The organism is Bradyrhizobium sp. URHC0002 (assembly GCF_054059515.1).
Genome location: NZ_JBSSCF010000001.1, coordinates 6558967 through 6579801 on the forward strand (window position 1 = coordinate 6558967; position 20835 = coordinate 6579801).

At 62.8% G+C, this 20835-nt stretch carries 17 protein-coding genes; 3 read left to right on the top strand and 14 right to left on the bottom strand.

The window, feature by feature from the left end; genetic code table 11:
• Positions 1–123 precede the first annotated feature (123 nt).
• Positions 124–2250, top strand: coding sequence for a TRAP transporter permease (locus ACVWVY_RS32120; protein ID WP_456632360.1), 2127 nt, complete (start codon positions 124–126; stop codon positions 2248–2250).
• 22 nt (positions 2251–2272) lie between these two features.
• The gene (gene glsA / locus ACVWVY_RS32125) at positions 2273–4132 is read left to right on the top strand and encodes a glutaminase A (RefSeq protein ID WP_456630143.1); all 1860 of its coding nucleotides are present in this window, start codon (positions 2273–2275) and stop codon (positions 4130–4132) included.
• A gap of 167 nt (positions 4133–4299) precedes the next feature.
• Here glsA and ACVWVY_RS32130 read toward each other — a convergent pair whose 3' ends face one another.
• Positions 4300–6636, bottom strand: a complete 2337-nt coding sequence (locus tag ACVWVY_RS32130) for a Tex family protein (RefSeq protein ID WP_456630144.1) — start codon at positions 6634–6636, stop codon at positions 4300–4302.
• A gap of 230 nt (positions 6637–6866) precedes the next feature.
• Between ACVWVY_RS32130 and ACVWVY_RS32135 the strand changes: the two genes are divergently transcribed.
• Entirely contained in the window at positions 6867–8123 is a 1257-nt protein-coding gene (locus ACVWVY_RS32135; RefSeq protein ID WP_456630145.1) for an Hsp70 family protein, read from the top strand.
• A 13-nt stretch (positions 8124–8136) separates the two neighbouring features.
• On the opposite strand, the gene ACVWVY_RS32140 is transcribed toward ACVWVY_RS32135, so the two are convergent.
• From ACVWVY_RS32140 to ACVWVY_RS32200, 13 genes are all read right to left on the bottom strand, one after another.
• Positions 8137–8664, bottom strand: coding sequence for a carboxymuconolactone decarboxylase family protein (locus ACVWVY_RS32140; RefSeq protein WP_456630146.1), 528 nt, complete (start codon positions 8662–8664; stop codon positions 8137–8139).
• 522 nt (positions 8665–9186) lie between these two features.
• Positions 9187–9546, bottom strand: a complete 360-nt coding sequence (locus tag ACVWVY_RS32145) for a Zn-ribbon domain-containing OB-fold protein (protein WP_456630147.1) — start codon at positions 9544–9546, stop codon at positions 9187–9189.
• Positions 9543–10679, bottom strand: coding sequence for a thiolase family protein (locus ACVWVY_RS32150; RefSeq protein ID WP_456630148.1), 1137 nt, complete (start codon positions 10677–10679; stop codon positions 9543–9545). Before ACVWVY_RS32150 ends, ACVWVY_RS32145 begins: the two co-directional genes overlap by 4 nt.
• Before the next feature lie 27 nt (positions 10680–10706).
• The gene (locus ACVWVY_RS32155) at positions 10707–11873 is read right to left on the bottom strand and encodes an acyl-CoA dehydrogenase family protein (protein ID WP_456630149.1); all 1167 of its coding nucleotides are present in this window, start codon (positions 11871–11873) and stop codon (positions 10707–10709) included.
• Between the two features lie 11 nt (positions 11874–11884).
• On the bottom strand, positions 11885–13087 hold the full coding sequence (locus ACVWVY_RS32160) for a CaiB/BaiF CoA transferase family protein (protein ID WP_456630150.1): 1203 nt from the start codon (positions 13085–13087) through the stop codon (positions 11885–11887).
• A gap of 122 nt (positions 13088–13209) precedes the next feature.
• Positions 13210–13410: a hypothetical protein gene (locus ACVWVY_RS32165; RefSeq protein ID WP_456630151.1), complete on the bottom strand. Its 201-nt coding sequence runs from the start codon at positions 13408–13410 to the stop codon at positions 13210–13212.
• A gap of 128 nt (positions 13411–13538) precedes the next feature.
• A complete protein-coding gene (locus tag ACVWVY_RS32170; protein ID WP_456630152.1) occupies positions 13539–14708 on the bottom strand; it encodes an acetyl-CoA acetyltransferase in 1170 nt (389 codons plus the stop codon).
• A 55-nt stretch (positions 14709–14763) separates the two neighbouring features.
• Positions 14764–15414, bottom strand: a complete 651-nt coding sequence (eda, locus tag ACVWVY_RS32175) for a bifunctional 4-hydroxy-2-oxoglutarate aldolase/2-dehydro-3-deoxy-phosphogluconate aldolase (RefSeq protein WP_456630153.1) — start codon at positions 15412–15414, stop codon at positions 14764–14766.
• Complete coding sequence (locus ACVWVY_RS32180; protein WP_456630154.1) at positions 15411–16364, bottom strand: sugar kinase; 954 nt, start codon at positions 16362–16364, stop codon at positions 15411–15413. Before ACVWVY_RS32180 ends, eda begins: the two co-directional genes overlap by 4 nt.
• Positions 16365–16397: 33 nt before the next feature.
• A complete protein-coding gene (denD, locus tag ACVWVY_RS32185) occupies positions 16398–17384 on the bottom strand; it encodes a D-erythronate dehydrogenase (protein WP_456630155.1) in 987 nt (328 codons plus the stop codon).
• 108 nt (positions 17385–17492) lie between these two features.
• A complete protein-coding gene (locus tag ACVWVY_RS32190; protein WP_456630156.1) occupies positions 17493–18434 on the bottom strand; it encodes a carbohydrate ABC transporter permease in 942 nt (313 codons plus the stop codon).
• The gene (locus tag ACVWVY_RS32195) at positions 18427–19386 is read right to left on the bottom strand and encodes a carbohydrate ABC transporter permease (protein WP_456630157.1); all 960 of its coding nucleotides are present in this window, start codon (positions 19384–19386) and stop codon (positions 18427–18429) included. The genes ACVWVY_RS32190 and ACVWVY_RS32195 overlap by 8 nt, the downstream gene beginning before the upstream one ends.
• A 98-nt stretch (positions 19387–19484) precedes the next feature.
• On the bottom strand, positions 19485–20804 hold the full coding sequence (locus ACVWVY_RS32200; protein ID WP_456630158.1) for an ABC transporter substrate-binding protein: 1320 nt from the start codon (positions 20802–20804) through the stop codon (positions 19485–19487).
• Between the last annotated feature and the right edge of the window lie 31 nt (positions 20805–20835).

The following is a 20835-nucleotide window of genomic DNA, read 5'->3' on the forward strand; positions in this document are numbered from 1 at the left end:
GAAATGTCGCCACCTCCGTCCGATAGCTCGCAACCATCAGATGCAGCGCCGTTGCTCGGCGGTGATCCGAGAGAGCCCGTCAAGATCGAGTTCGCCGATCCGCATCTCGCGGCGGCCGCCGACATGCAGGAAGCGGAGGTTTCGCGCGTCCGCACCCTGCAGGGCGGCTGGCGCTGGACGTTGATCGTCGCGGCCGCGGTGACGATCATATTGTGCGTCAACCAGCAATTCTCGCTGCAGTTCTTTCTCGAATATACCCAGCTCAATACCGAGTATTTCTATCTGCTGATCGCATTGATGCTGCCGTTCACCTTCCTGATCTTTCCCGGATCCAGCAAGGCGAGCCTCGACCGCGTTCCCTGGTATGACGTTGTCTTGTTCCTGCTGACGCTCGGCTCGGCGATCTGGCTGATGATGAACATCCGCAAGGCGGCGCAATCAGGCTGGGAATTCGATGGCGCCCCGAAGAACGTGATCGCGGCCGGCCTCGTGATGTGGGCCGTACTGATGGAAGCGCTGCGGCGCACCGGCGGCTGGAGCCTGCTGCTGAGCGTGCTCCCGTTCACCCTCTATCCATTGTTCGCCGACTCCAAATGGCTCGGACCGTTCCGCGGCACGCAATCGACCCTTGAGCAGACCACCGCCTATCACATGCTGTCGGGCGAGAGCCTGCTCGGCATTCCGGTTCAGGCCTTCGCCGACACCGTGATCGGCTTCCTGGTATTCGGCACCGCGCTGATGATGACCGGCGCCGGAAAATTCTTCATCAACATTGCGTTCGCGATGTGCGGGACGTTCCGCGGCGGCGCTGCGAAGGTTTGCGTCTTCGCCAGCGGGTTGCTCGGCACCGTCGGCGGCAGCATCGTCTCCAACGTGCTGACCGCGGGCACCATGACCATTCCCGCGATGAAGAAGACCGGCTTCACGCCGTCCTATTCCGCCGCGATCGAAGCCTGCGCGTCCACCGGCGCCGTGCTGGCGCCGCCAGTGCTGGGCGCCACCGCGTTCGTGATGGCGCAGTTCATGAACACCAGTTACTCGGATGTCGCGCTGGCCGCGACCATCCCGTCGATTCTGTATTACGTCGGCCTGTTCGCCCAGGTCGACAGCTACGCCGCCCGCCACAAGCTCGAAGGCCTTCCGCGTGAGGAACTTCCGCGCTTCATGGATGCCTTCAAGGAGGGCTGGTACTACCTGTTCGTCATCCTGATCCTCGTGGTCATGCTGCTGTACTTCAAGCGCGAGAGCCACGCGCCGTTTTATGCCACGGTACTGCTGGTGATCCTGCACCAATGGTCGGGACCGGCGCCGTGGAAGCGCGGCAACACCGCGGTGCTGGCGCTTTCAGTTGCCGTGACCTGCCTGATGCTCTGGTTCAACGTGCTCAACGCATTCCTGTGGGGCATGTGCCTGCTTGCCGCGCTCAACGAATTCTTTCCGGGCAAGAACTGGGGCGGCGCGCGCTGGTTGCATTTCCTCGAACTGAACGGCAAGACCTTCGTCGAGCTGATGGCCATTCTCGCCGGATGCGGCCTTTTGATCGGTGCGTTCTCGCTGACCGGCGTGATTTCCAGCCTTGCCAACGACCTCCTCAACATCGCCGGCGGTGACGCCTTCCTGCTGCTGATCATGTGCGCCGTCACCAGCATGGTGCTGGGGTTGGGGCTGACCACCACGTCTTGCTACATCTTCCTCGCCATCCTGGTCGCACCCGCGCTGGAAAAGCTCGGCCTCAACAAGATGGCCGTGCACATGTTCATCTTCTATTGGGGCATGCTGTCGGCGATCACGCCACCGGTCGCCATTGCCTCCTTCGCGGCGGCGGGCATCGCCGGTGCGCCCGCCATGAAGACGGGATGGGAGAGCATGTGGGTCGGCAGCATCATCTATTTCATCCCGTTCTTCTTCGTGTTGAATCCCGCGCTGCTGCTGCAGGGGAATAATCCGTATCTCGAAGCGCTCGGGCTTACCGGACTGGCCTGTTTCGGAATCGTGTTCATCTGCGGCGGCGTCCAGGGCTATCAGGCCTATGTCGGCGACCTCAGAGGCGCCGGCTTCATGGAATGGCCGCTGCGGGTATTGCTCGTGATCGGCGGCTTCGTCATCGCCACGCCCGGCGGCGGTATCATGCCGCTCTCGCAATTGCAGATCACTTCCCTCGGACTGGCGATCCTGATTCCGACCGTGCTGATCGCGCTGCTGCTGATACGGCGCCAAACCCTGGTGCCGGACCAGTTGCGCGCACCCTGATTGCGTTGCACAACAGGAGGCGATGAAACAATCGCCTCCTCCGCTTAACGCCAGCCCTGCGGCCTGGACCAGCTCGAAGCCGCCCTTGCTGCGGTTCCTGAACGCTTGCCACGCCGAGTTCGCCGGCGAGACCAGCGGCGCGGTCGCCAATTACATTCCTGAACTCGGCAAGGCCGATCCGGCCCATTTCGGCATCAGTCTCGCCACCCTCGACGGCCATGTCTATGAGGTCGGCGACACCGAGGTCCCCTTCACCATCCAGTCGATGTCAAAACCCTTCGTGTTCGCGCTGGCGCTCGATACGCTCGGTGCGGCGCGGGTCGAAAGCGTGATCGGCGTCGAACCGTCGGGCGATCCCTTCAACTCGATCCGCCTCAACGCCGAAAACCATCCCTTCAACCCGATGGTCAATGCCGGCGCGATCGCCTGTTCCGGCCTGATCCACGAGGCCAAGGGCGACGCGGCATTCGACTATATCAGGCAGGCGCTGGGCCGGTTTGCCGGGCGGGATCTCGACGTCGACGACGCCGTCTATTCTTCCGAAAGCGCGACCGGCGACCGCAACCGCGCGATCGGCTATTTGCTGCGCACCAATGCCGTGATCCGGGACAATGTGGCTGCGGTGCTGGAGGTCTATTTCCGGCAATGCGCCATCCTGGTGACGGCGCGCGATATCGCGGTCATGGCGGCCACCCTCGCCAACCGCGGCATCAATCCCGTGACCGGCGAGCAGGTGCTGAGCGCTTACGCCATCTCGCGGACGCTCTCCGTCATGACGAGTTCCGGCATGTACGATTACGCCGGGGAATGGATCTACCGGATCGGCATCCCCGCCAAGAGCGGCGTCGGCGGCGGCATCCTTGCGGCGCTGCCGGCGCGGCTTGGGCTCGGCAGCTATTCGCCGAACCTCGACAAGCACGGCAACAGCGTGCGCGGCATCAAGGTCTGCGAGGCGCTGTCGGCGCATTACGACCTGCATATGCTCAACCGCAGCGACGACGCCCGCAACAGCATCATCGCCGATTACGACATCGGCAACAGCCCGTCGCGGCGCGTGCGGCGCGCACACGAACAGAACATCCTGGCCGCGCACCACCAGGACGTTCGCGTCATCGAACTGGTGGGCACGCTGTCGTTTTCCAATGTCGATTATGTCTCGCGTCAGCTTGCGGCCAAGCCGCGGCCGCAGCTCGTCATTTTCGACCTGCGCCGCGTCACGGCCATGACCCGCGCCGGCACCCGCCTGCTCGCCGAGGAGTTCGGCGAACTCGCAGGCCACCACGTCACCGTGATCCTGTCCGGCATCAGGCGGTCGTCGCCGGAATGGAAGATGATCGGGGAATGGACGGAAGGCCTCAGCAACATTCGCAACTACTACCTGCTCGATGCCGCGATCGAATGGGCGGAAGATCAGGTGGTCTACCGTTACGGCGGCACGATCGATTTCTTCGAGGCGACCGAGCTCTCCGAACAGGCGCTGCTGGCGGGACTGACGGACGAGGAGCTGACTGATCTCGCCTCGCTCGCTTCGATCCGGACCTATCAAGCGAGCGAAAAGATCATCGCCGCCGGCGATCCCGCGACCTCGGTGTTCTTTCTCAGGAGCGGCGTGGTGCATGTCACCCTGCCCGACGGCATCCGCCTGGCGACGCTGACGGCCGGAATGCCGTTCGGCGAGATGGCGCTATTGGAGCCGCACCGCTCCGCCGACGTCTTCGCCGACATGGCCGCGACCGCTTACGAAATCCCGCTCCGCGATTTCGAACGTTTCCGAAAGCAGCATCCGCGCGCCGGCGAGCGGATCATGCGCAACCTCGCGCAATTGCTCGCCGACCGCCTGATCCTGGCGAATGCCAAGCTGAATTTGCTGACGTCGGGCTAGGCCGACCGCCACGGGCCACATGGTTCGAGACGCACGGCGTTGCCGTGCTCCTCACCATGAGGGTCTCACACCGTATCCCTGGTTCGATACTGCCAGACCTCATCCTGAGGAGCATCGCAAAGCGATGCGTCTCGAAGGATGAAGCCACCGACGGCGAGGCACTCGGCCTACCCCGCCTTGCCTCGCCCGTTCTTTTCGGCGGCACGGCGCATCGCTTCGGCGAGCGCGCCGCCCTGTTCCTGCGCCTTGCGCGGCGACGACGACGTCATCGACGCCTTGGAAAACTCACGCGGCTTGCCTTGAGCTGGTGCGCGATCGCTCTTGGCGCCCACTTCGTCATCGAGCCGCAGCGTCAGTGCGATGCGCTTGCGGGCGACCTCGACCTCCAGCACCTTGACCTTGACGATGTCGCCCGGCTTCACCACCTCACGCGGGTCCTTGATGAAGGTCTTCGACATCGCCGAGATGTGCACCAGGCCGTCCTGGTGAACGCCGATATCGACGAAAGCGCCGAACGCTGCGACGTTCGTCACTGTACCTTCCAGGATCATGCCGGGCTTGAGGTCCTTGATCTCCTCGACGCCCTCCATGAACACCGCGGCCTTGAAGGCCGGGCGAGGATCGCGACCGGGCTTTTCCAGCTCGCGCAGGATGTCGGTGACCGTGGGCAGACCAAACGTGTCGTCGACGAAGGCCTGCGGCTTCAACTGGCGCACGATCTCGGCATTGCCGATCAGCGCCTTGATGTCGCTCTTGGCTGCGGTGAGTATCCGCCGCACCACCGGATAGGCTTCCGGGTGCACACCGGACGAATCGAGCGGGTCTTCACCGCCGTTGATGCGCAGGAAGCCTGCGCATTGCTCGAATGCTTTCGGTCCCAGCCGCGGCACTTCCTTCAACGCCTTGCGCGATTTGAACGGCCCGTTGGCGTCGCGATGCTGCACGATGCTTTGCGCGAGCCCGGCCCCGATGCCCGACACCCGCGCCAGCAGCGGCGCGGAAGCCGTGTTGGCATCGACGCCGACCGCGTTGACGCAGTCTTCGACCACGGCATCGAGCGAGCGCGCCAATTTGGTTTCGCCGAGGTCGTGCTGGTACTGTCCGACGCCGATCGCCTTCGGGTCGATCTTGACGAGTTCGGCCAGCGGGTCCTGCAGGCGCCGTGCAATCGACACCGCGCCGCGCAAGGTGACGTCGAGCTCCGGCAGTTCCTCGGACGCAAAGGCCGAGGCGGAGTAGACGGATGCGCCGGCCTCCGACACCACGATCTTCGACATTTTCAGGTCGGGCAGCAGCTTGACCAGTTCGGTCGCCAGCTTGTCGGTTTCGCGCGAGGCGGTGCCGTTGCCGATCGCAATCAGGTCGACGCGGTGCGCGACCGCGAGCTTACCCAATGTCGCCAGCGTCGCATCCCATTGCCGCTGCGGTTCGTGCGGATAGACCGCGGTGGTCGCCACCACCTTCCCCGTCGCATCGACGATGGCGACCTTGACGCCGGACCGGAAACCGGGATCGAGCCCCATGGTGACGCGCGCGCCGGCCGGCGCGGCCAGCAGCAGATCCCGCAGATTGGACGCAAAGACCCGTACGCCCTCGGCTTCGGCCGCCGTCCAGAGGCGCATCCGCAGGTCGATGTTGAGGTGTACCTGAATCTTGGTCTTCCATGCCCAGCGCGCGGTGTCGACCAACCAGCGGTCGCCCGGCCGCTTCCGATCGGTAATGCCGAAACGCTGCATGATCTTGAGTTCATGGGCGCTGGGCGCGCCGGCCTCGGGCGCATTCGCCTCGGGCTGAATCTGCAGTTCGAGGATTTCTTCCTTCTCGCCCCGAAACAGCGCAAGGATGCGGTGCGACGGCAGCTTGTGCAAGGCGCCGCTGTACTCGAAATAATCAGCGAATTTCTCGCCCTCGGTCTTCTTACCCTTGCGCACCGTGGACGCCATCTGGCCGTTCGACCACATATCCTCGCGCAACTTTCCAATCAGGTCGGCATCTTCGGCAAAGCGCTCCACCAAAATCGCACGCGCGCCTTCGAGCGCTGCTGCGACATCCGCCACCTGCTTCTCGGCGTCGACGAAAGTCGCGGCCACAGCCTGCGGATCGTTCTGCGGCTGCGTCAGCAACAGTTCGGACAATGGCTCGAGCCCGGCTTCCTTGGCGATCTCGGCCTTGGTGCGCCGCTTCGGCTTGAACGGCAGGTAGATGTCTTCCAGGCGCCCCTTGCTGTCGGCCGCCATGATCGCGGCTTCCAATGCAGCGTCGAGCTTGCCCTGCTCGCGAACCGAATTGAGGATGGCGACCCGGCGCTCCTCGAGTTCGCGCAAGTAAGTCAGCCGCTCTTCCAGCGTGCGCAATTGCGCATCATCAAGCCCGCCCGTTGCTTCCTTGCGATAGCGCGCCACGAACGGCACGGTGGCGCCGCCGTCGAGCAGTTCGACTGTCGCCGAGATCTGCTCTTCGCGAACGCCAAGTTCTTGCGCGATCTGTCGATTGATATTTGCCACGGCCAAATCTTTCCCGAAACCAGGGCGGCCGGTGAATCGCCCCCGCCGCCGGAGGCCGCTTATGGACCATCGCAGATTATTTCATCAAGGCGTCGCGGGAAACAAATTGATCTGTGGATGGCCTTAATCGAACTATTCAATATGTGCGAACAACCAGTTGCGATGACACAAGATAAAGGTGGATCGATGGCGTTGTAATGTGTAAACGGACGCTCCCTCGGGGAGTACCCATGTCAATCTGCGGCCTTGATTTCGGAACGTCGAACACGACGCTTGGCACCATCGAGGGCCATGCGCCGGTTCTGGTGGCCCTGGAGGCCACACAGACCACTATACCCAGTGCGATGTTCTATGAGGTGGACGGCGGCGTTCTGATCGGCCGCAGGGCCGTGGAAGCCTATGTCGAAGGCGCACCCGGCCGCCTGATGCGAAGCCTCAAGTCGGTGCTAGGAACCTCGCTGATCGACGAAACCACCCGGCTCGGGCGCGCACGGGTCAGCTTTCGCGATGTGATCGCCTATTACCTCGGTGCGGTCAAACGGCGCGCGGAACAGGCCACCGGCCATGAACTGCGTAATGTTGTCCATGGCCGGCCGGTTCACTTCGTCGACAATGCGCCGGACGCCGATCGCAAGGCTGAGGAAACGCTGCGGGTAATTGCGCGGGGGATCGGTTTTGACGAGGTCACGTTTCAGTTCGAACCGATCGCCGCAGCTCTCGACTATGAGCGGCAGATCACATCCGAAGAAGTCGCACTGATCGCCGATATCGGCGGCGGCACCTCCGACTTTTCGATCGTGCGTCTGGGGCCCGAGCGCCATGGCAAGGCCGATCGCGCAGCCGACATTCTCGCCAATGACGGCGTGCGCATCGGCGGCACCGATTTCGACCGCCAGCTCAGCCTCGGCGTGGTCATGCCACTGTTCGGATTCCGCAGCGCCATGAAGCGTCCCGGGCTTGACGTGCCGTCGAGCTACTTCCACGACCTCGCGACCTGGTCGAGCATCAATCGCATGTATGAGCCGCGCGTGATGGCCGCTATCCGCCAGGTGCGGCAGGAGGCCAGCGAGCCGGAACTCCTCGACCGGCTGATACGCGTGGTGCACGAACAGCGCGGCCATACCCTGGCGATGGAAGTCGAAGACGCCAAGATCGCCCTGTCCGACAAGCGTCAGGCTGATATCCCGCTGGAGTGGATTAGCCCCGGTCTTGGCGCTGATATCAGCCGCCCCGATCTCGTCAGCCATACAAAGCAGCTGGCCGATCGCATCGCGGCGCGAATCAACAACTGCCTTGTTCAGGCGGGATTAGCTCCCGGTAACATCGACGCTGTGTTCCTGACCGGCGGCTCGGTGAACCTCGCTCACGTCCACAAGGCGATCACCAAGGCCGTGCCGTCGGCCCGGGTCGTCGAAGGTGACATCTTCGGCGCCGTCGGCAAAGGATTGACGCTGGAGGCGCTGCGACGCTACGGGCCTGCGAGCTGAGAGCGACCGCCGATCAGCCCACCACTTCTGTTACCGGCTGCAGATCGATGGCAAACGTTTCCAGGAACTTCGACGTCATGATGTAGAAGCCGACCGAGAGCTGCAGTTCGACCAATGCGGCCGGCGTCAGTTTCGAGGCAATCGCGTTGAAGGTCGCGTCCGTCGGTTTGTGGCGCCTGACGATTTCATCGGTGAAAGCAAGCGCCGCGCGCTGCACATCGTTGAAGCATGTCGCCGCTTCCCAATTCTCCAATGCCTCGTTCTGCTCGTCGGTAACGCCGACGTTCTTGCCGATCCGCTTGTGGGCGACGATTTCATAGGGCGCCTCGCACAGGATGCCGGTGCGGGTGATGGCGAGTTCGCGCACGATAGGGTCCAGTTCACCCTTGTGTCGGATGGCACCGCCGAGTCGGCAGTATTGTTCGAGGTAGCTCGGCGAATGGGCCATCATCCGAAAGATGTTGGCATTGCGGTTTTTGCCCAGCAATTCGTGGGTGCGCTCGTTGTGCTTGGCGGGATCGCTGTATTCGACGCGGGCCATTGATCACCTTGGGGTTTGGGGATTTTCTGATTTGTTGACAGCGGGATCATGCACCGCAGCAGGAAGCCGATCAACCGTCGAAACGCGACCATCACGGGTTCAGACCTGCGCTCAGGCCGTTCGACTCGCGCCAAAAAACTCCCTCTCTCGTGCACAAACCGGCTGCGAACGAGCCAAATTGCGGCCTCAATGCTGGTCGATTCTGAGACTGTCGATATTCGCTGAGTGGGGACTCAAAAGAGCGAATACTCGTCGCGGGGTGTTCCGAGTAAAATCAAAGAGTCATCAGGCCTTCACGGGCATTGATGACTCATGCCCAAGTCTAGGGAGTTAGGCATGAAGGAAGCCACCAAAAAGGCAGCCTCGGAAGCGCTTGCGCAGACAATGGCCGTGACGGCAATGCTCGTCATCGCCGGCGTCGTGTTCTACTGGCACTGAATGTTGACGCATCGAAGCACTCAGATTTTCACCTGTTCCGCGTAATCTGGGTTGCTTCGTAGCGTGAGCATTGACGCCTGAAATTCACCTCATCTTCTCGAAATAGGGGACTAGCTTTCCCGCAAACGGCCGATAGCTGGCGGTGACCTTATCACCGATCGCAAGATCGTTGTCGCCGTGGGCCATCATGCGAAAGCCCTCCGCCGCATCGACCAGCACGATATTGTAGGGAACATGCGCGCGCGTCTCCGGCGTCGCGGCGCGGCACACCAGCGACGTCGCATAAACCGTCGCGGCCCCGCTGGCACGCTTCTCAGTCGGATCCGGCGCACCACAGGCGACACAGAAACGGCGGTGGAAATACTGCACATTCCCGCAAGGGCCGCAGGATTGATAGACGATGGCCTCGGCGCCCGTGGTCCAGTCGGCGAGTTTGCCGCTCATCGCACCCGCTCCAGGAACATGCTGACATGCGACGACAGCACACCGCCGTCGCCATGCAGCAGCGCCACCGACGCATCGCGGACCTGCCGGGCGCCGGCGCGCTCCGTCATCTGCAAATGCGTCTCGACCAGATGCGCCATCGCGCCGCCGACACCACAATGGCCGTAGCTCAGGAGGCCGCCATGGGTATTGAGCGGCATGGCGCCGTCGCGGCCAAAATGCCCTGCCCGCACCCGCGCGGCCGCCTCGCCGCGCCCGGCAAGGCCGAGGTCCTCCAGCAGCATGGCCAGCGTGATGGTGAAGCTGTCGTAGACCGCCGCGTAACGCACGTCCGATATCGCTAACCCGGCCGCGGCCTTTGCCTTGGCGATCGCGATCTCGGCGCCGAGTTCGCTCAGGCGCGGTGCCGCCGTGATGTGCTGATGGGTATGCGCCTGTGCGCAGCCACGCACGCGAATGCCGGTCGCGGAGGTGGGTTCCCGGCTGACCACGAACGCAGCGCCGCCGTCGGACACCGGACAGCAATCCAGCAATTTGAGCGGCATCGCCACCGGTTTTGAGGCCATTACGTCGACGACGGTGATCGGCTCGTGGAACTGCGCTCCGGGATGGGTCGCGGCGTGAGCACGCATCAGCACCGCGAATTCGGCGAGGTCTTCCTGGGTGACGCCATATTCGCGCATGTAGCGCGATGCGACGAGGCCGTAATAGGCGGGAATCGTCGGCCCCAGCCTCACCTCGTAATCGGGGTGGCCGACCTGCGCCAGCGCCTGGATCGAGGCGTCGCGGCTCTGCCCGGTGAGACGGTTTTCACCGCCGACCACGAGCACATGCTTTGCCACACCGGCATCGACCAGATGATGCGCCAGCATGGTCATGGCGAGACCGGTGGCGCCACCAACCTGCACGGCGTGCGCGTACGATGGCTGGATGCCAAAATGCTCGGCGAACACCGTCGCCAGCATGATGTGCGGCGAAACCGTCGAATAGCCGCAGAGAATGCCGTCGATCTCGGGTCGCTTCAGCCCGGCATCGGCAATGGCAAGCTCGGCCGCCTTGCTCATGAGATCGAGCGAAGACGAACCTTCGTGCTTGCCGTAGGACGTCAGTCCGACGCCGGTGATGAAGCTCATGGTCGTCTCGACTTCAGTACGACTTGGTCAGTACGATTTGGGCAGACCGAGCACCTTCTCGGCGATAAAGCTGAGAATGAGCTGCGGGCTGATCGGCGCGATGCGCGGGATCAGGGATTCCCGCAAATAGCGCTCGACGTGATATTCCTTGGCGTAGCCGAAGCCGCCATGCGTCATGACAGCTTGCTCGCAGGCATGGAAGCCGGCCTCGGCGGCGAGATATTTTGCGGCATTGGCCGCCGGCCCGCACGCCAAGCCCTGATCGTATTGCCAGCCGGCCGAGAGCACCATCAGCCACGCGGCTTCCAGCTCCATCCAGTTCTTCGCCAGCGGATGCTGGATGCCCTGGTTCATGCCGATCGGGCGGTTGAACACGATGCGGTTCTTGGCATAGGCCGCGGCGCGCGACAGCGCGATCTGGCCCAGCCCCACCGCTTCCGCCGCGATCAGGATGCGCTCGGGGTTCATGCCGTGCAGGATGTATTCGAAGCCGCGGCCTTCCTCGCCCAGGCGATCCTCGACCGGGATTTCGAAATTCTCGAAAAACAATTCATTGGAATCGACGGGCTTGCGGCCCATCTTTTCGATCTCGTGCACGGTGACGCGTTTCTTGTCGAAATCCGTGTAGAACAGGCTCAAGCCCTGCGTCGGCGTCTTCACCTCTTCCAGCGGCGTGGTGCGCGCCAGCAGCAAGATCTTGTTGGCGACCTGTGCCGTTGAAATCCAGACCTTCTGGCCGTTGACAACGTATTTGTCGCCCTGGCGCACCGCGCGGGTTTTCAATTGCGTGGTGTTGAGTCCGGTATTGGGCTCGGTCACCGCGAAACACGACTTGTCCCGGCCATCGATGATCGGCGGCAGCATCCGCGTGCACTGCTCCTTGGTGCCGAACACGACAACGGGATTGAGTCCGAACACGTTCATATGCACGGCCGAAGCACCGGACATGCCGGCGCCCGATTCCGAAATCGTCCGCATCATGATCGCGGCGTCGGTGATGCCGAGCCCCGACCCGCCATACTCCTCGGGGATACAGATGCCGAGCCAGCCGGCATCCGCGAGCGCGCGGTGGAAGTCGGCCGGATAGCCGCCTTCCTTGTCCTTCTTCAGCCAATAGGCATCGTCGAAGCGCGAGCAGATTTTTCCGACCGCGTCGCGGATCGATTCCTGGTTGGCTGAGAGCGCAAAATCCATCTATCCCGTCCTTACGTGTTTGACGCGGTCTTGGTGACGCCATCGCGCACCAGCGCTGCGATCTCATCCGGCGAAAAGCCGGCTTCACGGAGAATTTCCGCGCCGTGCTCGCTCAGGCGCGGTGCCAGCCGCTTCGTCTCAAGCGGAGTTTCCGAAAACCGCGCCGACGGCCTCATGTTGCGGATGCGGCCCTCGGTCGGGTGATCGACGACGGGGAAGAAATCGGTCGCGACGATATGCGGATCGCCAAGCAGGCTTTCGAGGTCGTGCATCGGCATCACAGGCACATCCGCCTTCTCGAGGATAGCAGTCCACTCGGCGGTGGTCTTGGTCTCGAGGATGCGTGCCAGTTCCGCATAAACCACGTCGATATTGATGGCGCGACCGGCGAAGGTCGCAAATTTCGGGTGGACGCGGAGATCGTCGCGCCCGGTGGCATCGAAGAAATTCTGCCACTGCTTGTCGTTGTAGACGATCACGCAGATATAGCCGTCCGAGGTCTTGTAGGGCCGCCGGTCCGGCGACAGATGGCGGGCGTAGCCCCCCTTGTCGAGCGGCGGCTCATAGGTGAGACCGCCCATGTGATCGCCCATCACGAAACCGGCCATGGTTTCGAACATCGGGATATCGACGCGCTGGCCGCGGCCGGTGCGGTTACGATCGACAAGGCTGGCGCAGATCGCGCCCACCGCCGTGAGGCCGACGATGCGGTCGACGAGGGCATTGGGAACATAGCGCGGCACGCCGTCGGCGGTCTGCGCCATCAGCGCCGGCAACGCCGTCGCGCCCTGGATCAGATCGTCATAGGCGGGCTTTGCCGCATAGGGCCCGTCCTGGCCGAAGCCGAACACGCCGGCATAGATCAAGCGCGGGTTGATTTCCGACACGACGTCGTAGCCGAGATTCAGCCGCGCCATCGCTTGCGGGCGCACATTGTAGACCAGCACGTCGGCGGACTTGATCAGCCGCAGCACGGCGTCCCTCCCGGCCGGCTTCTTCAGATCGAGGCAGATCGAGCGCTTGCTGCGGTTGGTGTTGAGGAACACCGGCCCCATGCCGGGATGGCGGGTCGGCCCGATTTGCCGCGTCACGTCGCCATCGAGCGATTCCACCTTGATGACGTCGGCGCCGTAATCGCCGAGCATCTGGGTGGCATAGGGCCCCATCAGCACGGTCGTCATGTCGATGACCTTGATGCCTTCCAATGGTCCCATGGATCAGCCTGCTCCCCGATATGCGGCCAACCGGCCTCGCATTGTTGTGAGGACCACGTAACGGCAGGCACTTGCGAAGATCAAGGCGCGCCCAGCGTATGGCCGTATGCGCGCGATGGCGGCTATTTCTGCGATCTGGCGTCGCGCTCCCGGGTCAGGCGCTCCAGCTCTTCATTCTGCTGGCTGAGGCGGTCGGCGATGCGCGCTTCGTTCCGTTCGCCGGAGGCGGCGGCAGCCTGTTCGATCAACTGCCGGATATTGTCTTCCAGAATCCTGATCCGGCTGTTCAGTTCTGCCGATGACAGCGAACTCTCGTTACTCATGATGCACGCTCCGGAAAATTGTAGGGTGGGCAAAAACGAAGCGTGCCCACCAGCCTCATCCGACGGCACTAAATGGCAGGCACGGCGCACGCGCGCCTTTGCCCACCCTACGGTAGCACGTTTCGCGGCTACTTCGCAGGCTCCAGCACGGAGACGTAGTTCGCCACCGCCGCACCGCCCATGTTGAAGATGCCGGCGAGCTTGGGGTTCTTGAGTTGCATGCCCTCGGGCGCCTGGCCCACAAGCTGCATCGCGCTCATCACATGCATGGAGACGCCGGTGGCACCGATCGGATGGCCCTTGGCCTTCAGGCCGCCGGACGGATTGACCGGCAGCTTGCCGTCCTTCTGGGTCCAGCCTTCCAGGATCGCGCGGGCGCCCTGCCCGCGCGGCGTCAGGCCCATCGCTTCATATTCGATCAGTTCGGCAACCGTGAAGCAGTCATGGGTTTCGACAAAGGAGAGATCGGAGAGCTGCACGCCGGCCTGCGCCAGCGCGCGCTGCCAGGCCACCGTGCAGCCTTCGAACTGCAGGATGTCGCGCTTGGACATCGGCAGGAAATCCTGCGCGTGCGCCGTGGCGCGGAAGTTGACCGCCTTGCCCATGGTCTTCGCGGTGTCCGAATCTGCCAGCACCAGCGCTGCGGCGCCGTCCGACACCAGCGAACAGTCCGTGCGCTTCAGGGGGCCCGCGACATACGGGTTTTTCTCGCTCTCGGAGCGGCAGAATTCAAAGCCAAAATCCTTGCGCATCTGCGCATAGGGGTTGGCGACGCCGTTTTTGTGGTTCTTGGCCGCGATCATCGCCAGCGCGTCCGACTGGTCGCCATATTTCTGGAAATAGCCCTGCGCGATCTTGCCGAATACGCCGGCAAAGCCGCCGACGGTGTCGCCGTCCTCGGGCAGATAGGAGGCCTTGAGCAGGTACTTTCCGATCTCCGGGCCCGGCGTCCGCGTCATCTGCTCGACGCCGACCACCAGCACGATTTTCGCCGCGCCGGAAGCAATCGCCCGGATGCCCTGATGCACCGCCGCCGAACCGGTGGCGCAGGCGTTTTCAACCCGGGTGGCCGGCTTGAAGCGCAGCTTGGGGTCGGCCTGAAGCACCAGCGAGGCCGTGAAATCCTGCGGCGAGAAGCCGGCGTTGAAATGCCCGAGGACGATCTCGTCGACGTCTTCGGCCGATATACCGGCGTCGGCCAGCGCATCGGTCGCAACCTTCACCACCAAGCTCTCGACGGTTTCCGCGTCGAACTTGCCGAATGGCGTGTGCGCCCACCCCACGATGCTGGCTGTCATGGTCGTTCTCCCTGTGTCGGTCCTGGGAGCGTTGTAACCTATCGGGAAAAGGACTTCACGCCGGTTTCAGCGATTTCAGGGCCCGGACGCACATGGCGGTTATGCCGGCCCAGTTGCCGGACCGGATATCGGCCGCCGGACAGAGCCAGGAACCGCCCACCGCCACCACATTCGGCTCGGCCAGCCAGCTCGCCGCATTGGCTTCCCCAATGCCGCCGGTCGGGCAAACCCTGATATTTGGAAACGGCCCGGCCAGCGCCCGCAGTGCCTTGATACCTCCGGCTTGCTCCGCAGGAAAGAATTTGACGAGATCGAAGCCGGCCGCGAGCGCCTGCATCAGCTCGGAAGCTGTCGCGATCCCAGGCGCAAACGGCAGGTCGCTTGCGGCGGCGGCCTTCAACAGCTCCGACGTCGCGCCGGGACTGATGCCGAATTTGGCCCCGAGCGCCCTCGCGCTCGCCAGATCGTCGCCGTTCAGGATCGTGCCGATGCCGACAATGGCTTCCGGTACCTCCGCGATCATCGCCTTGGCGGCATCGGCGGCGACCGGCGTTCGCAGGGTGACTTCCAGTACGCGTACCCCGCCTGCAACCAGCGCACGCGCCAGCGGCACGGCATCCTCCAGCCGTTCGATGGTCAGCACGGGGATGACCGTGGCTGACTTGAAGATGGCGGCGAGTTGTTCCTGCCTGGTGGCTGCGGTCATGGCGATGCCTTGCGAGAATTGACGTGGTTCGGGATGAGGCCGGGCGGCATCTCCGCGCGCGGGATGATTGCGCCGGGATGACATACCACGACGCCTGCCAGACGATGCCCGGCACGGGCGGCCTCAATTGGATCGGCGCCCACAAGGCGCGCGGCCACGTAGGCGGCCGCAAAACTGTCGCCGGCCGCCGTCGTATCGACGATGGGCGCCTCCACCGGCTTGGCCTTGATCGGATAAGGAACGCCTTCCAAGCGCACGATGCTCGCCGGTTCCGAAAGCTTCAACACCACCTCGGCCCCAGGGATCCGCGCCAGCAATGCTTCGTTTGTTACGGCCGGATAGAGCGGCAAGAGATCCTCGGTCGAAGCCAGCACGATATCGGCAATAGCAAAGGCCTCCTGGAAAACGGCGCGCGCAACGTCGAGGTCGGGCCAGCCCCGCGCCCGGAAATTGGTATCGAAAGCAAAGCGTGCACCAGTTTCACGCGCGCCCTTCAGTGCCGCAAACAGCCGCGCCCGGCCCTCGCCGCCATAAAGCGACAGCGTGATCGCCGAGAGATAGATCACGTCGTAGCCGGCCAGCGAGTTCAGGATCTCCGGCGTCTGCGGTAAATCCATCAGGCTGCGCGCGGCGGCGCTGTCGCGCCAGTGAAAGAACCGGCGCTCGCCTCTGTCGTCGGTCTGGATCATGTAGAGGCCCGGCAGCTTGCCGGGCAGTCGGGCCACTCGCGTCGTGCCCACCCCTTCCACCGCCCAGCCGGCGATCATTTCATCGCTCAAGGCATCGTCGCCGAGCGCCGTGACATAGTCGACGCCGACGCCGAGCCGGGCGAGATAGACGGCGGTGTTGAGCGTGTCGCCACCATAGCCACGCGAAAACAGGCCGGCCTCGGTTCCCTGGGCCTGTTTCAACTCGATCATGCACTCGCCGATGCAGGCTACCTTGCTCATGACCGCATCCGCGTGAAGAAACGTGAAGTCACGTTAGCCTGCGAATTTGCCGCCCAACTCATCCTCGATATGAATCCGGATGATGTCGTCGAATGTCTTCTCGGCGGTGGTGAAGCCGAGCTTGAGCGCGCGCTCGGTGACGAAATCGCGCGGCCAGCCAGAGACGATGCCGATGATGGTCGGATCGGGCACGCGCTTGATCCGCGCCGTGACGTTCTTGCCCGCGACGCGATCGAGGGCTGCGATCTGTTCGCCGACAGTCACCGACATGCCGGGCATGCTGAGGTTACGTCGCGGCCCGATCGCGTTGAGGTCCATGGTGCCGGCGTGAAGCAGAAAACCCACCGCCGACTTCGGCGAGGCATGCCAGTGCCGGACGTCCTCGGAGACCGGCAGCACGGCCTCCTCGCCCGACAGCGGCTCGCGGATAATGTTGGAGAAGAAGCCGGAAGCCGCCTTGTTCGGCTTGCCCGGCCGCACGCAGATCGTCGGCAGGCGTATGCTGATGCCGTCGAGCAGGCCCTTGCGAGTGTAGTCGTTGATCAGGAGTTCGCAAATCGACTTCTGGGTGCCGTAGCTCGTCAGCGGCGTATGGAAGAATTCGTCGCCGATCTTTTCCGGGAACGGCGCGCCGAACACCGCGATCGAGGACGTAAATACCAGCCGCGGCTTGTAGCCGCCGCCGGCATGGCGGATGGCGTCGATGAGATAGCGCGTGCCGTCGAGATTGATCCGATAGCCCTTGTCGAATTCGGCCTCGGCCTCGCCGGAGACGATCGCGGCGAGGTGAAAGATCACCTCCGGCCGATCGGCGATCAGGGGCGCTGCCGCGCCGGCATCGGCGAAATCGGAAGCCACGACGCTTATCGGGATCGAGGCATTCGCAGGCTTGGTGGGCGCCACCACGTCCTGCAACGTCATGCGGGTGATTTCCTGCTTGCCGAGGTGGCCGTCGCGCAGCAGCCGTTCGGTCAGCTTGCGGCCAACCATGCCGGCAGCGCCGAGAATCAAAATGTGCAAGACCCGTCTCCTTTTTGAGCTCTTCTATAGCGTTTTCAAGCGAAGTGGGAACCGGTTCGCGTGAAGAAAACGCGTCAAGAGTTAGTGCACGACACGGGCCTCAAGCGCTCACTCTTTCACGGCTCCCGTCATGGCCGACACATAGTGCTCGACGAAGAAGGCGTAAAGGATAACCAGCGGCAGCGAGCCCGCCAGCGCTCCCGCCATCAGCGAACCCCAGCGATAGACGTCGCCGTCGACGAATTCGTTGACGATCGCGACCGGCACCGTCTTGTTCTGCACCGAGGTGAGGAAGGTCAGCGCATAGATGAACTCGTTCCAGCACAACGTGAAGCAGAAGATGAACGCCGAGATCAGCCCCGGGATCGCCAGCGGCAGCACGATCTTGGTCAGGATCTGCCATCGGCTGGCGCCGTCGATCAGCGCGCACTCTTCCAGCTCAAACGGAATGGTCTTGAAATAGCCCATCAGCAGCCAGGTCGAGAACGGGATCAATATCGTCGGATAGGTCAGGATCAGCGCGAAAGGCGTGTCGAAGAGACCATACTGAAACACCACGGTGGCGAGCGGAATGAACAGGATAGAGGGCGGCACCAGATAGGACAGGAAGATCAACCCGCCGACCCATTGCGCGCCGCGATAGCGCAAGCGCACGATCGCGTAGGCCGCGAACACGGAGGCTACGATCGACAGGAACGTCGAGGCGACCGCCACATACATCGTGTTCCAAAGCCACAGCGGATAATAGCTTTCGAACAGCAGTTTGTGGATGTGCTTGAACGTCGGATTCCAGGTCCAGAACGGATTGTAGGTATTGAGATCGAGCAATTGCTCGTCCGGCTTGATGGCGGTGAGCGCCATCCAATAGAACGGGAACAGCAGCACGATCACGATGATCGACAGCGGCAAATAGAGCGTCACCATCCGGCGAGGCACCGACTCCAGGTAGCTCATGCCTTCGCTGTGGTCGTCCTTCACGGCAGCCGCCGACGTGCCGGACAGCACGCCTTTGAGATCGATCGGCTTCTGTGTTGCAGGAAGATCAGTCATTGTTTTCTCCCTGCTGCCATTTGCGGCGCTGCAGTCCGAACCATGAGACCATGATCGCCGCCAGCAGGAACGGAATCATCGCATTCGATATCGCCGCACCTTCGCCAAGGGTGCCGCCGATGATCGCGCGCTGATAGGACAGCGTCGCCATCAAATGCGTGGCATTGACCGGGCCACCGCGCGTCATCGCCCAGATCAGTTGGAAGTCGGTGAAGGTGAACAGCACCGAAAACGTCATCACGACAGCGATGATGGGCGTCAACAGCGGATAGGTGATGAACCGGAATCGTTGCCAGCTGGTCGCGCCATCAAGCGTCGCCGCCTCGTAGAGCGACGGCGACACCGTCTGCAGGCCCGCCAGCAGCGTGATCGCGACAAAGGGAACGCCGCGCCAGATATTGGCGAAGATCACACAGATCCGCGCCCAGGTAACATCGCCGAGGAAATTGATATTGTCGGTGATCAATCCCATCTGCTTCAGCGACCATGAGATGATCGAGAATTGCGAATCGAATATCCACCAGAACGCCAGCGCGGATAGCACGGTCGGCACGATGAACGGGATCAGCACCAGTGCGCGCAGCATGGCCTTGAACGGCATGTTTTCGTTCAACAGCAGCGCCAGATAGAGGCCGATCGCAAATTTGATCGCGCTCGCGACTGTCGTGTAGAGCAGCGTATTGAATACCGAAAGCCAGAAAATCGAGTCGTCCCACAACCACTCGTAATTCTCGATCCCGATGAAAATGCCCGGCCGCCCGATGCGCGCGTCGGTGAACGAAATCCAGACCCCCAAGCCCAGCGGATAAGCCAGGAACAGGATCAGGAATGCCATCGCCGGAAGCATGAACCAGAAGCCGAGCCAGTTGCGATTAGCCCTGAGCAAATCCCACCTGGTGGCCTCGCGGATCGGCCGCCTGGCGGCCTTGGATTCGAGTGCGATGTCAGCCATTGGCAAAATCCCGCAAATATCATCGGCGGTGCTGCCGCCTCTTCCGCATCGGCTAGGAAGAGGCGAGCCGCAATCGCTTGCGGCTCGCCCCGTTGTCGTCAGCGATAAATGCGCTTCAGCTGCCGTTCGGCAATCGCGATCGCGCCGGCGGCGGTTTCGCGGCCGGTGCAGTAGTTGGCGAACATGTCGACCACCAGGAAGTCGGCGATCGCGGTCGCCGCCTTCTCGCCGGGCGTACCGATGCCGGAAGCGGGAAGCGCACGCTTGCTGGCCTGGCTGAATACCTGGTTCTTCGGGTCCGCTGTCCAGACCGGCGCCGAGTCGTAGGCATTGAGCGTTTGGGTCAGATAGCCCCGCGCGCCGGTCAACCACTTCTCATAGTTCTCCTTCTCCAACATGAAGGCGATGAAGGCTTTCGCCGCGTTCGGATACTTGGTGAAGTTGAACGCCAGGATAGGAACCGCGAGTTGCAGCTCAGTCGGCTTGCCGATCGGACCAACGGGCATATACGCGTGATAGGTGTCCTCGGTGAGCTCTTTCTTGGTCGGATCGTCCTTCGCCGCGACATAGATCGAGATGCCGTTGGCGGTGCAATAAAGCTCGCCCGACAAGTACGCCTTGTTGTTGGAGCCGTCGTTCCACGACGCGGTGCCGGGAATGAAGGTATCGGAAAGCGCCTTGCAATATTCCAGCGCTTTTATGGTTTCGGGTGAGTTGATAATGACCTTGTCGTTCTTGTCGACCGTGTAGGCGCCGTGCCCCCACAGAACCCAGTGCAACCAGCCGTTGGCGTCGCCCGAGGCGTGACCGAGCGCGAAGCCGGCCGGTGTATTGTTCTTCTTGAGCGCCTTGCACATTTCCAGGAAGCCCGGGAAATCCTTCGGGAATTCCGTGAAACCGGCCTTGTCCACGGCCGACTTGCGATATGTCATGTAACCGCCGATGGTCGCGACGGGAATACCCAGCCAGTCGTTGCCCTGCTTGCAGGTAATGGCGGCCGCTTCGGTCCAGCCGCCGTACTTCTTGCCGAGATAGTCGGCGACGTCGTTCATCTTCAGCACTTTGGTCGGAAAGAGCTGCGGCAGCGTGTGCAGGCCCCAGGCGAGGTCCAGACCCTGCCCGGTGTTGGCGGCCACGGACGCCTTCGGCTGCACGTCCTCGAAGGACTCGCTGAAGACATTCATTTCGGTGCCAGTAGCGGTCTTGAATGCCGCGACCATGGCGTTGAACGCGTCATCTTCCGCCGGCACGAAGCGCTTCCAGCGCATCACCGTGAGCTTGGCGCCCTTCTCGGCCTTCCACGGCGAGGCTTGTGCCCAGGCCTTGGCAAAGTCGAACAACGCCGACCCCGTAAGCGCACCGGTTGCAGCAAGCGCGGTGCCGCCCTGAAGCAGAGTGCGGCGAGTAAAGTCTTGCATAGTCGATCTCCCTTTGAAATTTGATTATGTA